The following is a 13,967-nucleotide window of genomic DNA, read 5'->3' on the forward strand; positions in this document are numbered from 1 at the left end:
TTGGCGGGATGAACCCCACCTCCTCCCGCCTCACCATCCTCACCGGCGCCTCGCGCGGCATGGGCCTGGCCATGGCGCAGCAGCTGCTGGCCGACGGCCACGCGCTGCTCACCCTGGCGCGCCACCCCAGCGCCGCGCTGGCGGCGCAGGCCCAGGCCGCCGGCGCCAGCCTCACGCAATGGCCGGTCGACCTGGCCGACGCCGCGGCCACCAGCGCGCGCCTGCGCCAATGGCTGGCCGGCCAGGACAGCGACGCCATCGAGCAGGTCACGCTGATCAACAACGCCGGCGCCATCCCCGCCATCGTCCCGCTGCGCGACGCGCCCGACGAAGGCACCCAGGGCGCCCTGCGCGTGGGGCTGGAGGCGCCCATGCTGCTCACGGCCGCCTTCCTGGACGCCACGCGCGCCTGGCGCGGCCAGCGGCGCGTGCTCAACATCTCCTCGGGCCTGGGGCGCCGCCCCATGGCCTCGCAGGCCGCCTACTGCGCGGCCAAGGCCGGGCTGGATTTGTTCACCCGCTGCGTGGCGCTGGACGAAGCCGGCCAGCCCAACGGCGCGCGCGTGTGCTCGCTGGCGCCGGGCGTGATCGACACCGACATGCAGGTGCATCTGCGCGGCGCCGACGCCGCGGCCTTTCCCGACCGCGCCAACTTCGAGCAACTCAAGACCGCGGGCCAGCTGGCCTCCCCCGAAGCCGCCGCCCGGCGCGTGCTGGCCTACCTGCAGCGCCCCGACTTCGGCCACAACCCGGTGGCCGACGTGCGCGATCCGGCCTAAACGCCACGCCGCCTCGCTCCCCGCGATGACGGAGGGCATCGGGTTCGGCGGCAAGGCCGGGTGGTGTGCAACCCTCCATCCGGCCATGCTGCAACGCAACAAACCGCCCGGTTCACGGCATACTGCAGACCTCGCAGCCGAATTTTTCCATCATCCACAACCCAGGAGTCTCGCATCATGAGCCGTGAAGTCGTCGTCACCAGCGGTGTGCGCACCGCCATCGGAACCTTTGGCGGCAGCCTGAAGGACATCCCCACCGTCGACCTGGCCGCCGCCGTGGTCAAGGAGGCCATCGCCCGCTCCGGCATCGAGGGCAAGGACGTGGGCCACGTGGTGTTCGGCCACGTCGTCAACACCGAGCCGCGCGACATGTACATCTCGCGCGTGGCGGCCATCAACGGCGGCTGCCCCAAGGAAACGCCGGCCATGAACGTCAACCGCCTGTGCGGCTCGGGCCTGCAGGCCATCGTCAGCGCCAGCCAGGCCATCCTGCTGGGCGACTGCGACGTCGCCATCGGCGGCGGCGCCGAGAACATGAGCCGCGCCCCCTACATCAGTCCGGCCACCCGCTTCGGCGCGCGCATGGGCGACGCCAAGCTGATCGACATGATGGTCGGCGCCCTGCACGACCCCTTCCACACCATCCACATGGGCGTGACGGCCGAGAACGTGGCCAAGGAGTTCGGCATCACGCGCGAGCAGCAGGACGCGCTGGCGCTGGAAAGCCACCAGCGCGCCGAGCGCGCCTGGGCCGAGGGCCGCTTCGCCGGCCAGATCCTGCCCATCATGATCAAGAGCCGCAAGGGCGAGGTCGCCTTCGCGCAGGACGAGCACTTCCGCGCCGGCGCCAAGCTGGAGGACTTCCAGAAGATGAAGCCCGTGTTCGTCAAGGAAAACGGCACCGTCACCGCCGCCAACGCCAGCGGCATCAACGACGCCGCCGCCGCCGTGCTGCTGATGGAAGCGGGCGCCGCTAAGGCGCGCGGGGCCAAGCCGCTGGCGCGCCTGGTGGGCTACGCCCACGCCGGGGTCGACCCCAAGATCATGGGCATCGGCCCGGTGCCGGCCACCAAGGCCGTGCTGGCGCGCACCGGCCTCAAGCTGGATCAGATCGACGTCATCGAAGCCAACGAGGCCTTTGCCGCCCAGGCCTGCGCCGTGACGAAAGGCCTGGGGGCCGACCCGGCCAAGGTCAACCCCAACGGCTCGGGCATCTCGCTGGGCCACCCCATCGGCGCCACCGGCGCGCTGCTCACCGTCAAGGCGGTGTATGAGCTACAGCGCATCCAGGGCAAATACGCGCTGGTGACCATGTGCATCGGCGGCGGCCAGGGCATCGCGGCCATATTCGAGCGCATGTAAAAACACCCGGGCAGCAAAAAGCCGGTCGCACGCGACCGGCTTTTTTGTCGGCGCGATCACTCGCCCAGATAAGCCGCCCGCACCTTCGGATCGGCCAGCAGGTCTTTACCGCTTCCGCTCATCGAGATCAGGCCCGACTCCATCACGTAGCCGCGGTCGGCCAGCGCCAGCGCGCGGCTGGCGTTTTGCTCGACCAGCAGGATGGTCACGCCCTGGCCATACACGTCGCGCACCACCTCGAAGATCTTGTCCACCATGATGGGCGACAGACCCATGGAGGGCTCGTCCAGCAGCAGCAGCTTGGGCTGGCTCATGAGCGCGCGGCCCATGGCCAGCATCTGCTGCTCGCCGCCCGACATGGTGCCGGCCAGCTGGTCCTTGCGCTCGCGCAGGCGCGGGAAGATGGTGAAGATCTTCTCGAAGTCGCGCGCCACGCCCGCCTTGTCGCTGCGGATGTAGGCGCCCATCAGCAGGTTCTCGGTGATGGTCATGCGGGTGAACACGCCGCGGCCCTCGGGCACCATGACCAGGCCCTGCCGGACCAGGTCCCACGGGCCCTGGCCCTTGATGGACTTGCCCAGAAACTCGATGTCGCCGCCGGCCAGCGGCAGCGAGCCGGTGATGGCCTTCATGGTCGTCGTCTTGCCGGCACCGTTGGAGCCGATCAGCGACACCAGCTCGCCCTCGCGCACCTCGAAGTCGGTGCCCTTGACGGCCTGGATGCCGCCGTAGGCCACCTTCAGGCCCGAAACCTTCAAAAGCGTTTGTGCCATCTCAGTGTCCTCCGGTGCCGAGATAGGCCTCGATCACCGTTTCGTTCTTCTGCACCTCGGCGGGCGTGCCCTCGGCGATCGGCTTGCCGTAGTCCAGCACGGTCACGCGGTCGCACAGGCCCATCACCAGCTTCACGTCGTGCTCGATCAGCAGGATGGTGCGGTTGTCCTTGCGGATGCGGTCGATCAGCTCGCGCAGGTTGAGCTTCTCGGTGGCGTTCATGCCGGCGGCGGGCTCGTCCAGCGCGATCAGTTGCGGGTCGGTGGCCAGGGCGCGGGCGATCTCCAGCCGGCGCTGGTCGCCGTACGACAGGGTGCGCGAGCGAAAGTGCGCGTACTTGCCGATGCCCACGTACTCCAGCAGCTCGTGCGCGCGCTTGCGAATGGCGGCTTCCTCGGCCTTGAAGCTGGCGGTGCGCAGCACCGCGCCCACCAGGCCCGAGTGCGTGCGCACGTGGCGCCCGACCATCACGTTCTCCAGCGCGGTCATCTCGGCGAACAGCCGGATGTTCTGGAAGGTGCGCGCGATGCCCGCCTTGGCCACCAGGTGCACCGCCGTGGGCTTGTAGGGCTGGCCGGCCAGCTCGAACGTGCCGGTGTCGGGCGTGTACAGGCCGGTCAACACGTTGAAGAAGGTGGTCTTGCCCGCGCCGTTGGGGCCGATCAGGCCGTAGACCTGGCCGCGCCGGATGGTGATGCCCACGTCCGACAGGGCCTGCAAGCCGCCGAAGCGCTTGGACACGCCCTGGACGTTCAAAACGATGTCGCTGTTGCTCATGGCTGCGTCTTTCGCTCAGGGATTGACCGCGTCCTGGCGCAGCTTGGTGTTGCCGGGCACCGCATCGGCCGGAAAGTCGACGCCGGGCGGGTTCTCCTGCGCGCTGAGGGGCGTGATCCTGTCGGCCGGCTCCGGGTCGGCCTTGCCGTGCTCGGGCGAGGGCCACAGGCCGCGCGGGCGCAGCAGCATGATGACGATCATCGCCAGCGCGATGAACAGCTGGCGCAGGATGGCCGCGTCCAGCCGCCCGTCGGTCATCTGCTGCAGCGGGCCGGCCACGTAGCGCAGCACCTCGGGCAGCGCCGACAGCAGCAGCGCGCCCAGCACCACGCCGGGCAGGTGGCCCAGGCCGCCCAGCACCACCATGGCGACGATCATCACCGACTCCATCAGGCTGAACGATTCGGGCGACACGAACTGCTGGAACGCCGCGAACAGCGTGCCCGACACGCCACCGAATGAGGCGCCCATGCCGAACGCCAGCAGCTTGAGGTTGCGCACGTTCAGGCCCATGGCCTTGGCGGCCACGTCGTCCTCGCGAATCGCCATCCAGGCGCGGCCGATGCGCGAGTCCTCCAGGCGCTGGCAAATGATCACGGTGATGATCACCGCCACCAGGAACAGGTAGTAGTACAAGGACACCGACGCCACCTGGAAGCCCCCGAGCTGCAGCGGCTTGGACAAGTCGATGCCGAAGAAGTGGACCGGATCGATCTGGTTGATGCCCTTGGGCCCGTTGGTGATGTTGACCGGGTGGTCCAGGTTGTTCATGAAGATGCGGATGATCTCGCCGAAGCCCAGCGTCACGATGGCCAGGTAGTCGCCGCGCAGCTTGAGCACGGGGATGCCCAGGATCACCCCCGTCACCGCCGCCACCACCAGCGCCAGCGGCACGGCCAGCCACACCGAGAAGTGCAGCCCGTTGGGGAACATCGCCGCGATCGACTCGAAGTTGCTGCTGAGCTGGGGCGAGGCCAGCAGCCCGTATAGGTAGGCGCCGACGGCGAAGAACGCGACGTAGCCCAGGTCCAGCAGGCCGGCGTAGCCGACCACGATGTTCAGCCCCAGCGCCAGCATGGTGTAGAGCAGCGCGATGTTGACGATGCGCACCCACGCGTTGCCGAACTGCTGCAGCACCAGCGGCACCAGCAGCAGCGCCACCGCGCACAGCAGGAAGACCAGGAACTTGTTTTTTTGCACCATGGTGATGACCCCTTGTGCTCAGGCGCGATCGGCGACGCGTTCACCCAGCAGCCCCGAGGGCCGCAGCGTCAGCACGAAGATCAGCACGATGAAGGCGAAGATGTCGGTGTAGTCGCTGCCCAGAAAGCCCCCCGTGAGCGTGCCCAGGTAGCCCGAACCGATGGCCTCGATCAGGCCCAGCAGCACGCCGCCCACCACCGCGCCGGCCAGGTTGCCGATGCCGCCGAACACGGCCGCGGTGAAGGCCTTCAGGCCAGGCAGAAAGCCCATGTAGTGCTGCGCCGTGCCGTAGTTGGAGGCGTACATCACGCCGGCGATGGCCGCCAGGATGGCGCCGATGGCGAAGGTGGCCGAGATGATGAAGTCGGGCTTGACGCCCATCAGCGCGGCCACGCGCGGGTTCTCGGCCGTGGCGCGCATCGCGCGGCCGAGGTTGGTGTAGTTGACGATCCAGGTCAGCACCGCCAGCGAGACGACGGTGACCACCAGGATCATGATCTGCGTGGGCGTGATCACCGCCTCGCCGATGAAGAACGGGTCGGTCGGCAGCATGGAGGGGAAGGACTTGACGTTGGGCTTCCAGATCATCATGGCCAGCGCCTGCAGCAGGATGGACACGCCCAGCGCGGTGATCAGCGGCGCCAGGCGCGGCGCGTTGCGCAGCGGCCGGTAGGCCAGCTTCTCGACCAGCACGTTGACGACGGTGGAGGCCAGGCAGCCGGCCAGCGTGGCCAGCAGCAGCATGATCCATGTGGGCATGCCGGGCACCGCGGCCTGCAGCCCGCCGATGACGCTCCAGGCCGTGAGCGCCCCCACCATGAGGATTTCGCCGTGGGCGAAGTTGATGAGCTGGATGATGCCGTACACCATCGTGTAGCCCAGCGCGATCAAGGCGTACATGCTTCCCAGCACGAGCCCGTTGATGATCTGCTGCAACAGAATGTCCATAACGCTTGTCTCCTGTCGAACGGCCCGTTGTCGCCAGGCCGCCGTGGTTCACTCAATGGCCGTCGGGTGCCTTGTGGGCGCCTCGGGCAATCGGACATGAATCCCGCTCAAACCGTTGTACGGGTCAAAAAAGTGGCGCGATTTTATCGGGCCGGTGCAGCCCGCCCGGCCTGTTCAGGGCGGGGTTTTCCCTTGACTGAAACAACTTTTTTGACTGCCCGCGTGGTGACTCAGGGCTTGCCGGCATCGCGGTTGCGGCGGCGCAGCTCGGCCATTTTTTCGCCGATCCTGATCTCCAGCCCGCGCGGCACGGGCTGATAGAAAGCGGGCTCGGCCATGCCCTCGGGCAGGTAGCGTTCGCCCGCCGCGAAGCCGCCCTCCTCGTCGTGCGCGTAGCGGTAGCCCTTGCCGTAGTCCAGCTCCTTCATCAGCTTGGTCGGCGCGTTGCGCAGGTGCATGGGCACGGGGCGCGTCACGTCCTGCTTGACGAAGGCGCGCGCCGCGTTGAAGGCCTTGTACACCGCGTTGCTCTTGGGCGCCACGGCCAAATACACCACGCATTCGGCCAGCGCCAGCTCGCCTTCGGGGCTGCCCAGGCGCTCGTACACCTCGGCCGCGTCCAGCGCCAGGCGCAGCGCGCGCGGGTCGGCCAGGCCGATGTCCTCGCTGGCCATGCGCACCAGGCGCCGCGCCAGGTAGCGCGGCTCGGCCCCGCCGTCGAGCATGCGCACCAGCCAGTACAGCGCGGCGTCGGGGTCGCTGCCGCGCACCGACTTGTGCAGCGCGCTGATGGTGTCGTAGAACTGCTCGCCGCCCTTGTCGTAGCGGCGCAGCTGCTGGCCCAGCACCTTCAGCAGCCAGGGCTCGTCCACCGCGCTCCGCTGCTCGGCCGCAGCGGTGACGGCCACCGTCTCCAGCGTGTTGAGCAGCCGCCGCGCATCACCGTCGGCGTAGGCGATCAAACGCTCGAGCGCTCCGGATTCGATAGCTGGCAGCGCTTGCTGCGCCTGGGCCTTGGCCACGATTTGCTTCAAATCGTCCTCGGTCAGCGCCTGCAGCACGTACACCGTGGCGCGCGACAGCAGGGCCGAGTTGACCTCGAACGAGGGATTCTCCGTCGTCGCGCCGATGAAGGTGAACAGGCCCGACTCCACGTGCGGCAAGAAGGCGTCCTGCTGGCTCTTGTTGAAACGGTGCACTTCGTCCACGAACACGATGGTCGCCTGGCGCTGCAGGCCATCGCGCGCGCTCTCGGCCAGCGCCACCGCCTCGCGAATGTCCTTGACCCCGCCCAGCACCGCGCTGATGGCGATGAACTGCGCGTCGAACGCATCGGCCATCAGCCGCGCGATGGTGGTCTTGCCCGTGCCCGGCGGCCCCCACAGGATGCAGCTGTGCGGCCGGCCGGATTCGAACGCGATGCGCAGCGGCATGCCCGGCCCCAGCAGGTGCTGCTGGCCCACCACCTCGGCCAGCGTGCGCGGGCGCAGGCGCTCGGCCAGGGGGGTGTGGGTGGGCGACGGCTCAACAACCTTCATAACGCGCCCTCGCAGCTTCGGCCCCATGCGCACGCCTGCGAGCGCGCCTTGCTGTCAGCTTGCCGAAGGCACCTTCCATGACCATCAATTTTTGCTATCGTCATATGCCAATGAACGCCGCATCCTGGAAAACAAGCCAAACGCCACCAGGTTGAAGAAGCGCGCGAATTGCTGGAGCGTCTGGGGATATTGCCATGAACACCATGACCTTCAAGGGCTACACCGCCCGCGTCGAATACGACGAGCGTGACGACATCTTCGTCGGCCGCATTCTGGGCATTCGCAGCATCATCAGCTTTCACGGGCAAACCGTGGCTGGGCTTCGCACCGAGTTCGAGCACGCCGTCAAGGACTATCTGGCCGACTGCAGGCAGCAGGGCGTGGAGCCGGCCGGCTGAACGCTCGGCCGACTCACCGCTTCCGAGCCCAAGCCGCCTTCTGCACCGACGGCTCCAGCAGAGGGTGGCACCGCCGCGCCCCCGAGCGCGGGTCCGCCAAACGCACCGTGCTCGGAAACACGTACTGCCAGCCCCAGGCGGTGACGACAGCCGCGTACTTGACGGTCAGCGCACCAGGTTGCCAGACGGCGCCAAACCCCGCGTCCAGATCCTTGCGACGCAGCACGCGGGCGCCCCCATCTCGCGCGGATGGCGCTTGCCGTGAAACAGAATGAAGCGGCGCGCCCAATCCACGTAGGCCTGCTCGGTACGGATGGAACTGGAGTTGACCCGAATCCGTGGACACATCATTCTTTGTGTTCAAGGAGTCGCAAATGTCCAAAGTACGACCGCCGTACCCGGCGGAATTCCGCCAGCAGATGGTCGAGCTGGTTCGAGCCGGCCGCGCACCCGCGCAGCTCTCGCGCGAGTTCGGCGTCACCGCCCAATCCATCACCAACTGGGTCGGCCAGGCTGCCATTGACGAGGGCAAGCCTTTGCCCGGCAAGGAAGGCCTGACCACTGCCGAGCGGGAAGAGCTGGTGCGCTTGCGCCGGCAGTTGCGCCAGGTCCAGACGGAGCGCGACATCTTGGCAAAGGCTACGGCCTGGTTTGCGGGTCGCAGCGATGCGACTTCAACGAAGTCTTCGGACTCGTGATGGCAAACCAGGCCGACCTCCCTGTTCGCACCATGTGCCGCGTGCTCGGCGTCTCCGCCAGCGGTTTCTATGCCTGGCGTGAGCGAGCTCCTTCACAACGCAGCATTGCCAATGCCGTGATGACCGAGCGTATCCGCCAGATTCACAAGGAATCCTACGAGTCCTACGGCATGCCCAGGGTGCGCTTCGAGCTCATCGAACAAGGCGTGTGCATCAGCCGCCAACGTGTGGCGCGTCTCATGCGAGCGGCCGGCATTCAAGGCATCAGCAAGCGACGAGGGTTCACCGTGACCACCCATCGCGACAAGCGCCAGACGCCGGCCCGTGACCTGGTCAACCGGCGTTTCCATGCCAGTGGCCCGAACCAGCTGTGGGTAGCGGACATGACCTACGTGCCTACCTGGATGGGGTTCCTCTACCTGGCCGTGGTCATCGACGTCTGGAGTCGCCGCGTCGTGGGTTGGGCCATGGGCGAGCGCATGACTGCAGACCTCGTGCTCGCAGCGTTGAACATGGCGCTGGAGCAGCGCAAAGCCAAGGGCGTCATTCACCACTCGGACCAAGGAAGCCAGTACACCAGCCTGGCCTTTGGTGAACGGTGCAGACAGATGAGCGTGCGCCCTTCGATGGGAACGGTAGGGGATGCCTACGACAACGCCATGGCTGAGAGCTTCTTCGCCAGCCTGGAGGGCGAGCTCATCGAGCGCAACAGCTTCCAGAGCAAGGCGCAGGCCCGCATGGCGGTCTTCACCTGGATTGAAGGCTGGTACAACCCCCGGCGCCGTCACAGCGGCCTGGGCTACCTCTCACCCCTGAACTTTGAAAGGAACAACGAAGCCCTGTTTGATGTTGTCGAAGATGCCGTCGTGCATATCGAGACAACACCCGAAACGGTTTGAGAATCAAACCAATACCCGTCCACGAAAGTGGGTCAACTCCAAACAGTGCAGCACCCGGATACGCTGGCGCAGTTACTCAGCAACTTAGGCGGCTGCGGCGCAGCGGGGGCGAGTGGAACGGAGGACACGTCCATCTGTGGAGTTTTAGGCCGTCCAAATTGCTGTGGGCATAGGATAAGCTGGGGACGATTGCACCGCTGTTGATTCATCAGCACAACTGAGCCAGTGATCACGTTGAATATTGAGCCACTGGGTTGATGGATTCTTTGACTATTCGGTTGTGGATAAGTCTATCGGGTCTGCTGTTTTTCGATCTCCTTTCTGGCTCTTTGGGCGTTGCTTTGGGGGAGCCGCGCCAGCGGCACTGGAGTGCTTGAATCGCCAGCTCTCGTTGCCCGTCTCGACGATGTGGCAATGGTGCGTGAGCCGGTCAAGCAAGGCCGTGGTCATCTTGGCGTCTCCAAAGACGCTGCTCCACTCCGAGAAGGTGAGGTTGGTGGTGATCACCACGCTCGTTCGCTCATAGAGTTTGGAGAGCAGGTGGAACAGCATCGCGCCGCCCGACTGCGTGAATGGCAGGTAGCCCAGTTCATCCAGGATCACCAGATCGACGTACATCAGGCGGTGCGCCATTTGCCCGGCCTTGTTCTGCGCCTTCTCCAGCTCCAGGGCGTTGACCAGCTCCACCGTTGAGAAGAAGCGCACCCGCTTGCCATGCATGCGAATGGCCTCGATCCCCAGGCTCGTGGCCAGGTGGGTTTTACCCGTGCCGGGGCCACCAACCAGCACCACGTTGTGCGCCGACTCCACGAAGCGAAGGGTGTGCAACTGGCGCACCAGTGCTTCGTCGAGCTGCGCGTGGGCGAAGTCAAAGCCGGCGAGGTCACGGTGCGAAGGGAAGCGCGCCACGCGCATCTGGTAAGCCATGGAACGCACCTCACGCTGAGCGGTCTCGGCCTTGATGAGCTGGTGCAGCACGGCCTCATGATCCAGCGACTTCATGCGGGCGGTGCCCAGTACCTCCGGCCAGGCACTGGCCATGCCGTGCAGGCCCAGCGCTTTGAGGGCATCAATGACGTCATGCATGGTCGGACTCCGGTGATGCCTCATGAGGCTGGACGTTGCGCAGTGCGTCGTAGCGCTGCAGGTTGGCCAGTGGCGGCGTGTTGAGCTTGAGCATCGTGGCCACCGGTGGCTCGGGCACGCGCTGCTCCTTCAGACGCGAGAGCACGTTGAGCACGTGCTCGGCACTCACCCGCCCGGACTGCAGCGCCAGCTCTACCGCCACCACCACGGCCTCCAGTCCATGCAGGCTCACCCCCATGAGCACCTGCGCCATCACCCTGTCGCCACCGCTGTGGCGCAGCAACTGGCGCTGCATTTCCTGCAGTGGCTCGGGCATGGTCTTGAAGGGCGCGCCGTTGCGCAGCGCGCCGGGCTTTCGCTCGATGAGCGCGATGTAATGCATCCAGTCGTAGAGCGTCTGATCACGTTCGAAGCTGCGCGCCAGGCGCACCTGTCGCCCATCGGGCCCGACCACCAGCAGGCCATCCGCGTAGGCCCGCAGACTGACCACCGCATGAATCCATTCACACGGCACGCTGTAGCGGTTGCGCTGGAAGTGGATCAGTGCGGTCGCAGAGACCCGTACCGGCTGCTCCACGTAGCCATCAAACGCACGGGGGTTGGGCATGAGACGAGCACGTTCGTCCTGCCAGACATCGGCCACCGTGAGCTGAGTCCATTCCGGGTGACTCATCTCAGCCCAGGCCTTCACGCAGGCCTGCTGCAACCAGTCGTTGAGTTCACCAAGCGTCCCCCAGCGCCGCTCGCTGGCCTCACGCCAGATGTCCTTGCGCCGATCCTGAACGTTCTTCTCCACGACCCCCTTCTCCCAGCCGGCGGCCCGGTTGCAGAACTCCGGCTCGAACAGGTAGTGCCCGGTCATCGCCTCGAAGCGTGCATTGACGCTGCGCTGTTTGCCATGGCCGACCTTGTCCACAGCGGTCTTCATGTTGTCGTAGATGCCCCGCCGGGGCACGCCACCGAAGAGGGCGAACGCCCGTGCGTGCGCATCGAACAGCATCTCGTGCGCTTGGCTGTAGTACGCCACCAGGCAGAAGGCGCGACTGGCCGCCAGCTTGGTGTGTGCCACTTCCAGGCGGCGGCGCAGCCCGCCGATGAACAGGTACTCGCAGCTCCAGTCGAACTGGAACGCCTCGCCCAACTCGAAGCTCAGCGGCACGAACCCCGCACCACGCGCAGCGTTGCCTTGCTCTTGCTGCCAGCGCTGGGCAAAGGCGTAGACCGGCCCTCGGCTGCCGCTGTAGCCCTGCGCGCGCAGCGCCTCAAACATGGCCTTGATCCCGCGTCGATCGCGTTTGCTGCGATGGCTATCGGCCTTGAGCCATTGGCTCAACTGCTCCTTGTACGGATCCAGGATGCTGGGGCCCGACACCCGCTGCGGGTATCGGGGTTCGGCCATCTGCCCGTCTTTGAGCCACTTGGTGGCTGTGTTGCGCGAGATGCCCAGGCGCCGGCTGGCCTCGCGCACCGACACGTCCTGCCTCAGCACGAGGCGGCGTAACTTGCTCAATGTGCTCACGTTGATCACTCCTGCTCCCCCGTGCTGAAAAATTCAGCAGGATAGAGCGGCAACGTGGCTCAAATTTCAACGTGAATGCGTCCCGAAATGGCCCAGCTTTGGAAATGAATCAACAATCAACCGGTGGGGGAACTTCTTGGCGTCGGCCGGAGTGCCGGCACAGCCTCATCTTTACCACCGATCACGATTCGTCATCTACTCACCATGACCGCGGGATTCCGGATTCAAGAGCGTTTCGCTCCCGGCACCGCCGACGATCCGACCTTCCTGCTTCAGCGCGAACGAGTCGAGCCCCCAGGCTCTGTCTTTGCCTACGACAACCTCTCAGCAAATCTGCTGTCCGTGGCACTTGAGGCCGCGACTGGCCAGTCCACCTCCAGCTTTGCGGAACAGGCGCTGTTTCGGCCACTGGGTATCAGCACCTTCGACTGGGCCAAAGGTTCCAACGGCCATACCCTTGGTTTCAGCGGCCTTCGGATGCGTACCCGTGACATGGCAAAGCTTGGAGAGCTCGCCCTGAACGCCGGAACGTGGTCACGCATTCAAGTGATCCCAGAGCACTATGCGCGTCAGGCTGTCGCTCCCCAGAACTCCGGCGGGAGGCCCGTTGGTCTGTCCTACGGCTACATGTGGTGGGTTGTGCCTTCGCCAAGCCGGACCTTTCTCGCAAGTGGCTGGGGAGGTCAGTTCATATGGGTCCATCCACCGCTCGATCTTGTGATCTCCGCAACCTCCGCGGTGTCCGCGGAAGCAAACCGCAGAGGGCAGGCACTGTCGCTCATCCGCAATGAGCTGTTTCGCGCAGCGGCGGCCACGCAAGTATGAGCGCCGCGAACCTCCGCGTGGCGACGCCTAACCCTTCGCTCAACCCCCGACGCGCTGCGGCAGGCCGCGATTTATTCCATCCGCCAGGTTCCCTGTAGTCAATACGGGCGGCCCACCGAACAAGGCGACCCTGGTCGCGCTCATGAAAAATGACGGCCTTGTTCCAGTGGCCGCCCAGTGACGCCCAAGCATTTGGCCAACCGGGCAAACCGCAGGTCGTGAGCGCCCGGCCTCAGTCGCCCTTGGCCTTGGCCACGGCGCCGGTGGCCACGCGGCGGCGCAGCTCGGTCATGACGGCCTTCAGGCGCCGGGCGTTGTCGGGGCCCATGCGTACCAGCATCTTCTGGCCGCTGGACAGCGACTCCAGCTGCGGGTCGGCGTACTCGTAGCGCACCCAGGGTCGGGTGGACGGCACCTCGCCCTTGACCTGCGTGAGCTGCACGGCCACCGGGCCGGCGGGCTCGGGCGTGGCCAGCAGCACGTCCAGCACGGCCACCAGGCGGTCGTTGAAGTAGCGGCCTGGGTAGCCCAGCTCTTCGTACGCGGACTGAAACAGCGGGTACAGCCGGGCGTAGAGCTTGACCGCGGCGTCCAGTGGCACGCTCTCGGCAAAGTCCACGAAGGCGTGGTAGCGCGCGGCGTTGGCCGGGTCGATGGTGGCGGTGGGCGCGTCGGCCAGGCCCGTCACCAGAAAGCGCCCGGGCGCGGGCTGCACCGGCCACAGGCGCGCGGGCGCGTGGGGCTGCGCCAGGTTGTCGACGGTGACGACGGCGCGGCGCACCAAGCCGTCGAGCAGCAGGAACCGGGCCACGCGCTGGGCGCCCAGAAGATCGCGCAGCGCCTGGGCGACGGTGGCGTCCGAGTCGGCCAGCGAAGGCAAGGCGGTGTCGGCGGGCGCCAGCGCATCGACCGGGTTGGCGGGCCCGGATGCCTGGGCCAGGGGCGCGGATGCGGGCGTCTGGGCGGCGGGCGCCGATGCGGGCGCGGCGGCATCGGCCGCTGGCGGTGGCGCCTGGGGGGCATGGGCGGGCCGCCAGCCGAACCACCAGGCCGCGCCCAGGGCCAGCGCCACCACCACGACCCAGCCGGCCCAGGCCCTGGACGAAGATTGCGGGGGACGAAAATCGACGGGGTCTCGCTCGGGCATCACGCTCCTTTCCA

General features: G+C 66.6%; 13 protein-coding genes and 1 pseudogene. 5 read left to right on the forward strand and 9 right to left on the reverse strand.

Annotated features, from left to right (window positions below; genetic code table 11):
• The first annotated feature begins 8 nt into the window (after nucleotides 1-8).
• Complete coding sequence (locus H6927_17040) at nucleotides 9-779, forward strand: SDR family NAD(P)-dependent oxidoreductase (protein MCP5219791.1); 771 nt, start codon at nucleotides 9-11, stop codon at nucleotides 777-779.
• A 177-nt stretch (nucleotides 780-956) separates the two neighbouring features.
• Complete coding sequence (locus H6927_17045) at nucleotides 957-2,141, forward strand: acetyl-CoA C-acyltransferase family protein (GenBank protein MCP5219792.1); 1,185 nt, start codon at nucleotides 957-959, stop codon at nucleotides 2,139-2,141.
• 56 nt (nucleotides 2,142-2,197) lie between these two features.
• Here H6927_17045 and H6927_17050 read toward each other — a convergent pair whose 3' ends face one another.
• From H6927_17050 to H6927_17070, 5 genes are all read right to left on the reverse strand, one after another.
• Nucleotides 2,198-2,914, reverse strand: coding sequence for an ABC transporter ATP-binding protein (locus tag H6927_17050; GenBank protein MCP5219793.1), 717 nt, complete (start codon nucleotides 2,912-2,914; stop codon nucleotides 2,198-2,200).
• Between the two features lies 1 nt (nucleotide 2,915).
• The gene (locus tag H6927_17055) at nucleotides 2,916-3,692 is read right to left on the reverse strand and encodes an ABC transporter ATP-binding protein (protein ID MCP5219794.1); all 777 of its coding nucleotides are present in this window, start codon (nucleotides 3,690-3,692) and stop codon (nucleotides 2,916-2,918) included.
• A 15-nt stretch (nucleotides 3,693-3,707) separates the two neighbouring features.
• Nucleotides 3,708-4,895, reverse strand: a complete 1,188-nt coding sequence (locus tag H6927_17060) for an ABC transporter ATP-binding protein (protein MCP5219795.1) — start codon at nucleotides 4,893-4,895, stop codon at nucleotides 3,708-3,710.
• Nucleotides 4,896-4,913: 18 nt separating this feature from the next.
• On the reverse strand, nucleotides 4,914-5,843 hold the full coding sequence (locus H6927_17065) for a branched-chain amino acid ABC transporter permease (protein MCP5219796.1): 930 nt from the start codon (nucleotides 5,841-5,843) through the stop codon (nucleotides 4,914-4,916).
• Nucleotides 5,844-6,073: 230 nt separating this feature from the next.
• Entirely contained in the window at nucleotides 6,074-7,381 is a 1,308-nt protein-coding gene (locus H6927_17070) for a replication-associated recombination protein A (protein MCP5219797.1), read from the reverse strand.
• A 194-nt stretch (nucleotides 7,382-7,575) separates the two neighbouring features.
• On the opposite strand from H6927_17070, the gene H6927_17075 reads away from it, so the two are divergent.
• Nucleotides 7,576-7,779, forward strand: coding sequence for a type II toxin-antitoxin system HicB family antitoxin (locus tag H6927_17075; GenBank protein ID MCP5219798.1), 204 nt, complete (start codon nucleotides 7,576-7,578; stop codon nucleotides 7,777-7,779).
• A gap of 34 nt (nucleotides 7,780-7,813) precedes the next feature.
• Here the strand turns inward: H6927_17075 and H6927_17080 are convergent.
• Nucleotides 7,814-8,130: pseudogene (locus H6927_17080) on the reverse strand (hypothetical protein).
• 23 nt (nucleotides 8,131-8,153) lie between these two features.
• Between H6927_17080 and H6927_17085 the strand changes: the two are divergent.
• Nucleotides 8,154-9,376, forward strand: a protein-coding gene (locus H6927_17085; protein ID MCP5219799.1) for an IS3 family transposase whose coding sequence is annotated in 2 segments (ribosomal slippage) — nucleotides 8,154-8,421 and nucleotides 8,421-9,376 — 1,224 coding nt in all. Because the reading frame shifts where the segments join, the coding sequence is not laid out codon by codon here.
• A 270-nt stretch (nucleotides 9,377-9,646) separates the two neighbouring features.
• Here H6927_17085 and H6927_17090 read toward each other — a convergent pair.
• Both H6927_17090 and H6927_17095 read right to left on the reverse strand, forming a co-directional pair.
• Nucleotides 9,647-10,486 (reverse strand): ATP-binding protein, encoded by an 840-nt coding sequence (locus H6927_17090; GenBank protein MCP5219800.1) that lies wholly within the window; start codon nucleotides 10,484-10,486, stop codon nucleotides 9,647-9,649.
• Nucleotides 10,455-11,981 (reverse strand): IS21 family transposase, encoded by a 1,527-nt coding sequence (locus H6927_17095; GenBank protein ID MCP5219801.1) that lies wholly within the window; start codon nucleotides 11,979-11,981, stop codon nucleotides 10,455-10,457. Before H6927_17095 ends, H6927_17090 begins: the two co-directional genes overlap by 32 nt.
• A gap of 204 nt (nucleotides 11,982-12,185) precedes the next feature.
• Here H6927_17095 and H6927_17100 point away from each other — a divergent pair, with 204 nt between their 5' ends.
• Complete coding sequence (locus tag H6927_17100) at nucleotides 12,186-12,806, forward strand: serine hydrolase (GenBank protein ID MCP5219802.1); 621 nt, start codon at nucleotides 12,186-12,188, stop codon at nucleotides 12,804-12,806.
• A gap of 232 nt (nucleotides 12,807-13,038) precedes the next feature.
• Here H6927_17100 and H6927_17105 read toward each other — a convergent pair whose 3' ends face one another.
• Nucleotides 13,039-13,953: a DUF3014 domain-containing protein gene (locus tag H6927_17105; GenBank protein MCP5219803.1), complete on the reverse strand. Its 915-nt coding sequence runs from the start codon at nucleotides 13,951-13,953 to the stop codon at nucleotides 13,039-13,041.
• Nucleotides 13,954-13,967: the final 14 nt, after the last annotated feature.

The organism is Burkholderiaceae bacterium (assembly GCA_024235995.1).
Taxonomy (GTDB): Bacteria; Pseudomonadota; Gammaproteobacteria; order Burkholderiales; family Burkholderiaceae_C; genus Ottowia.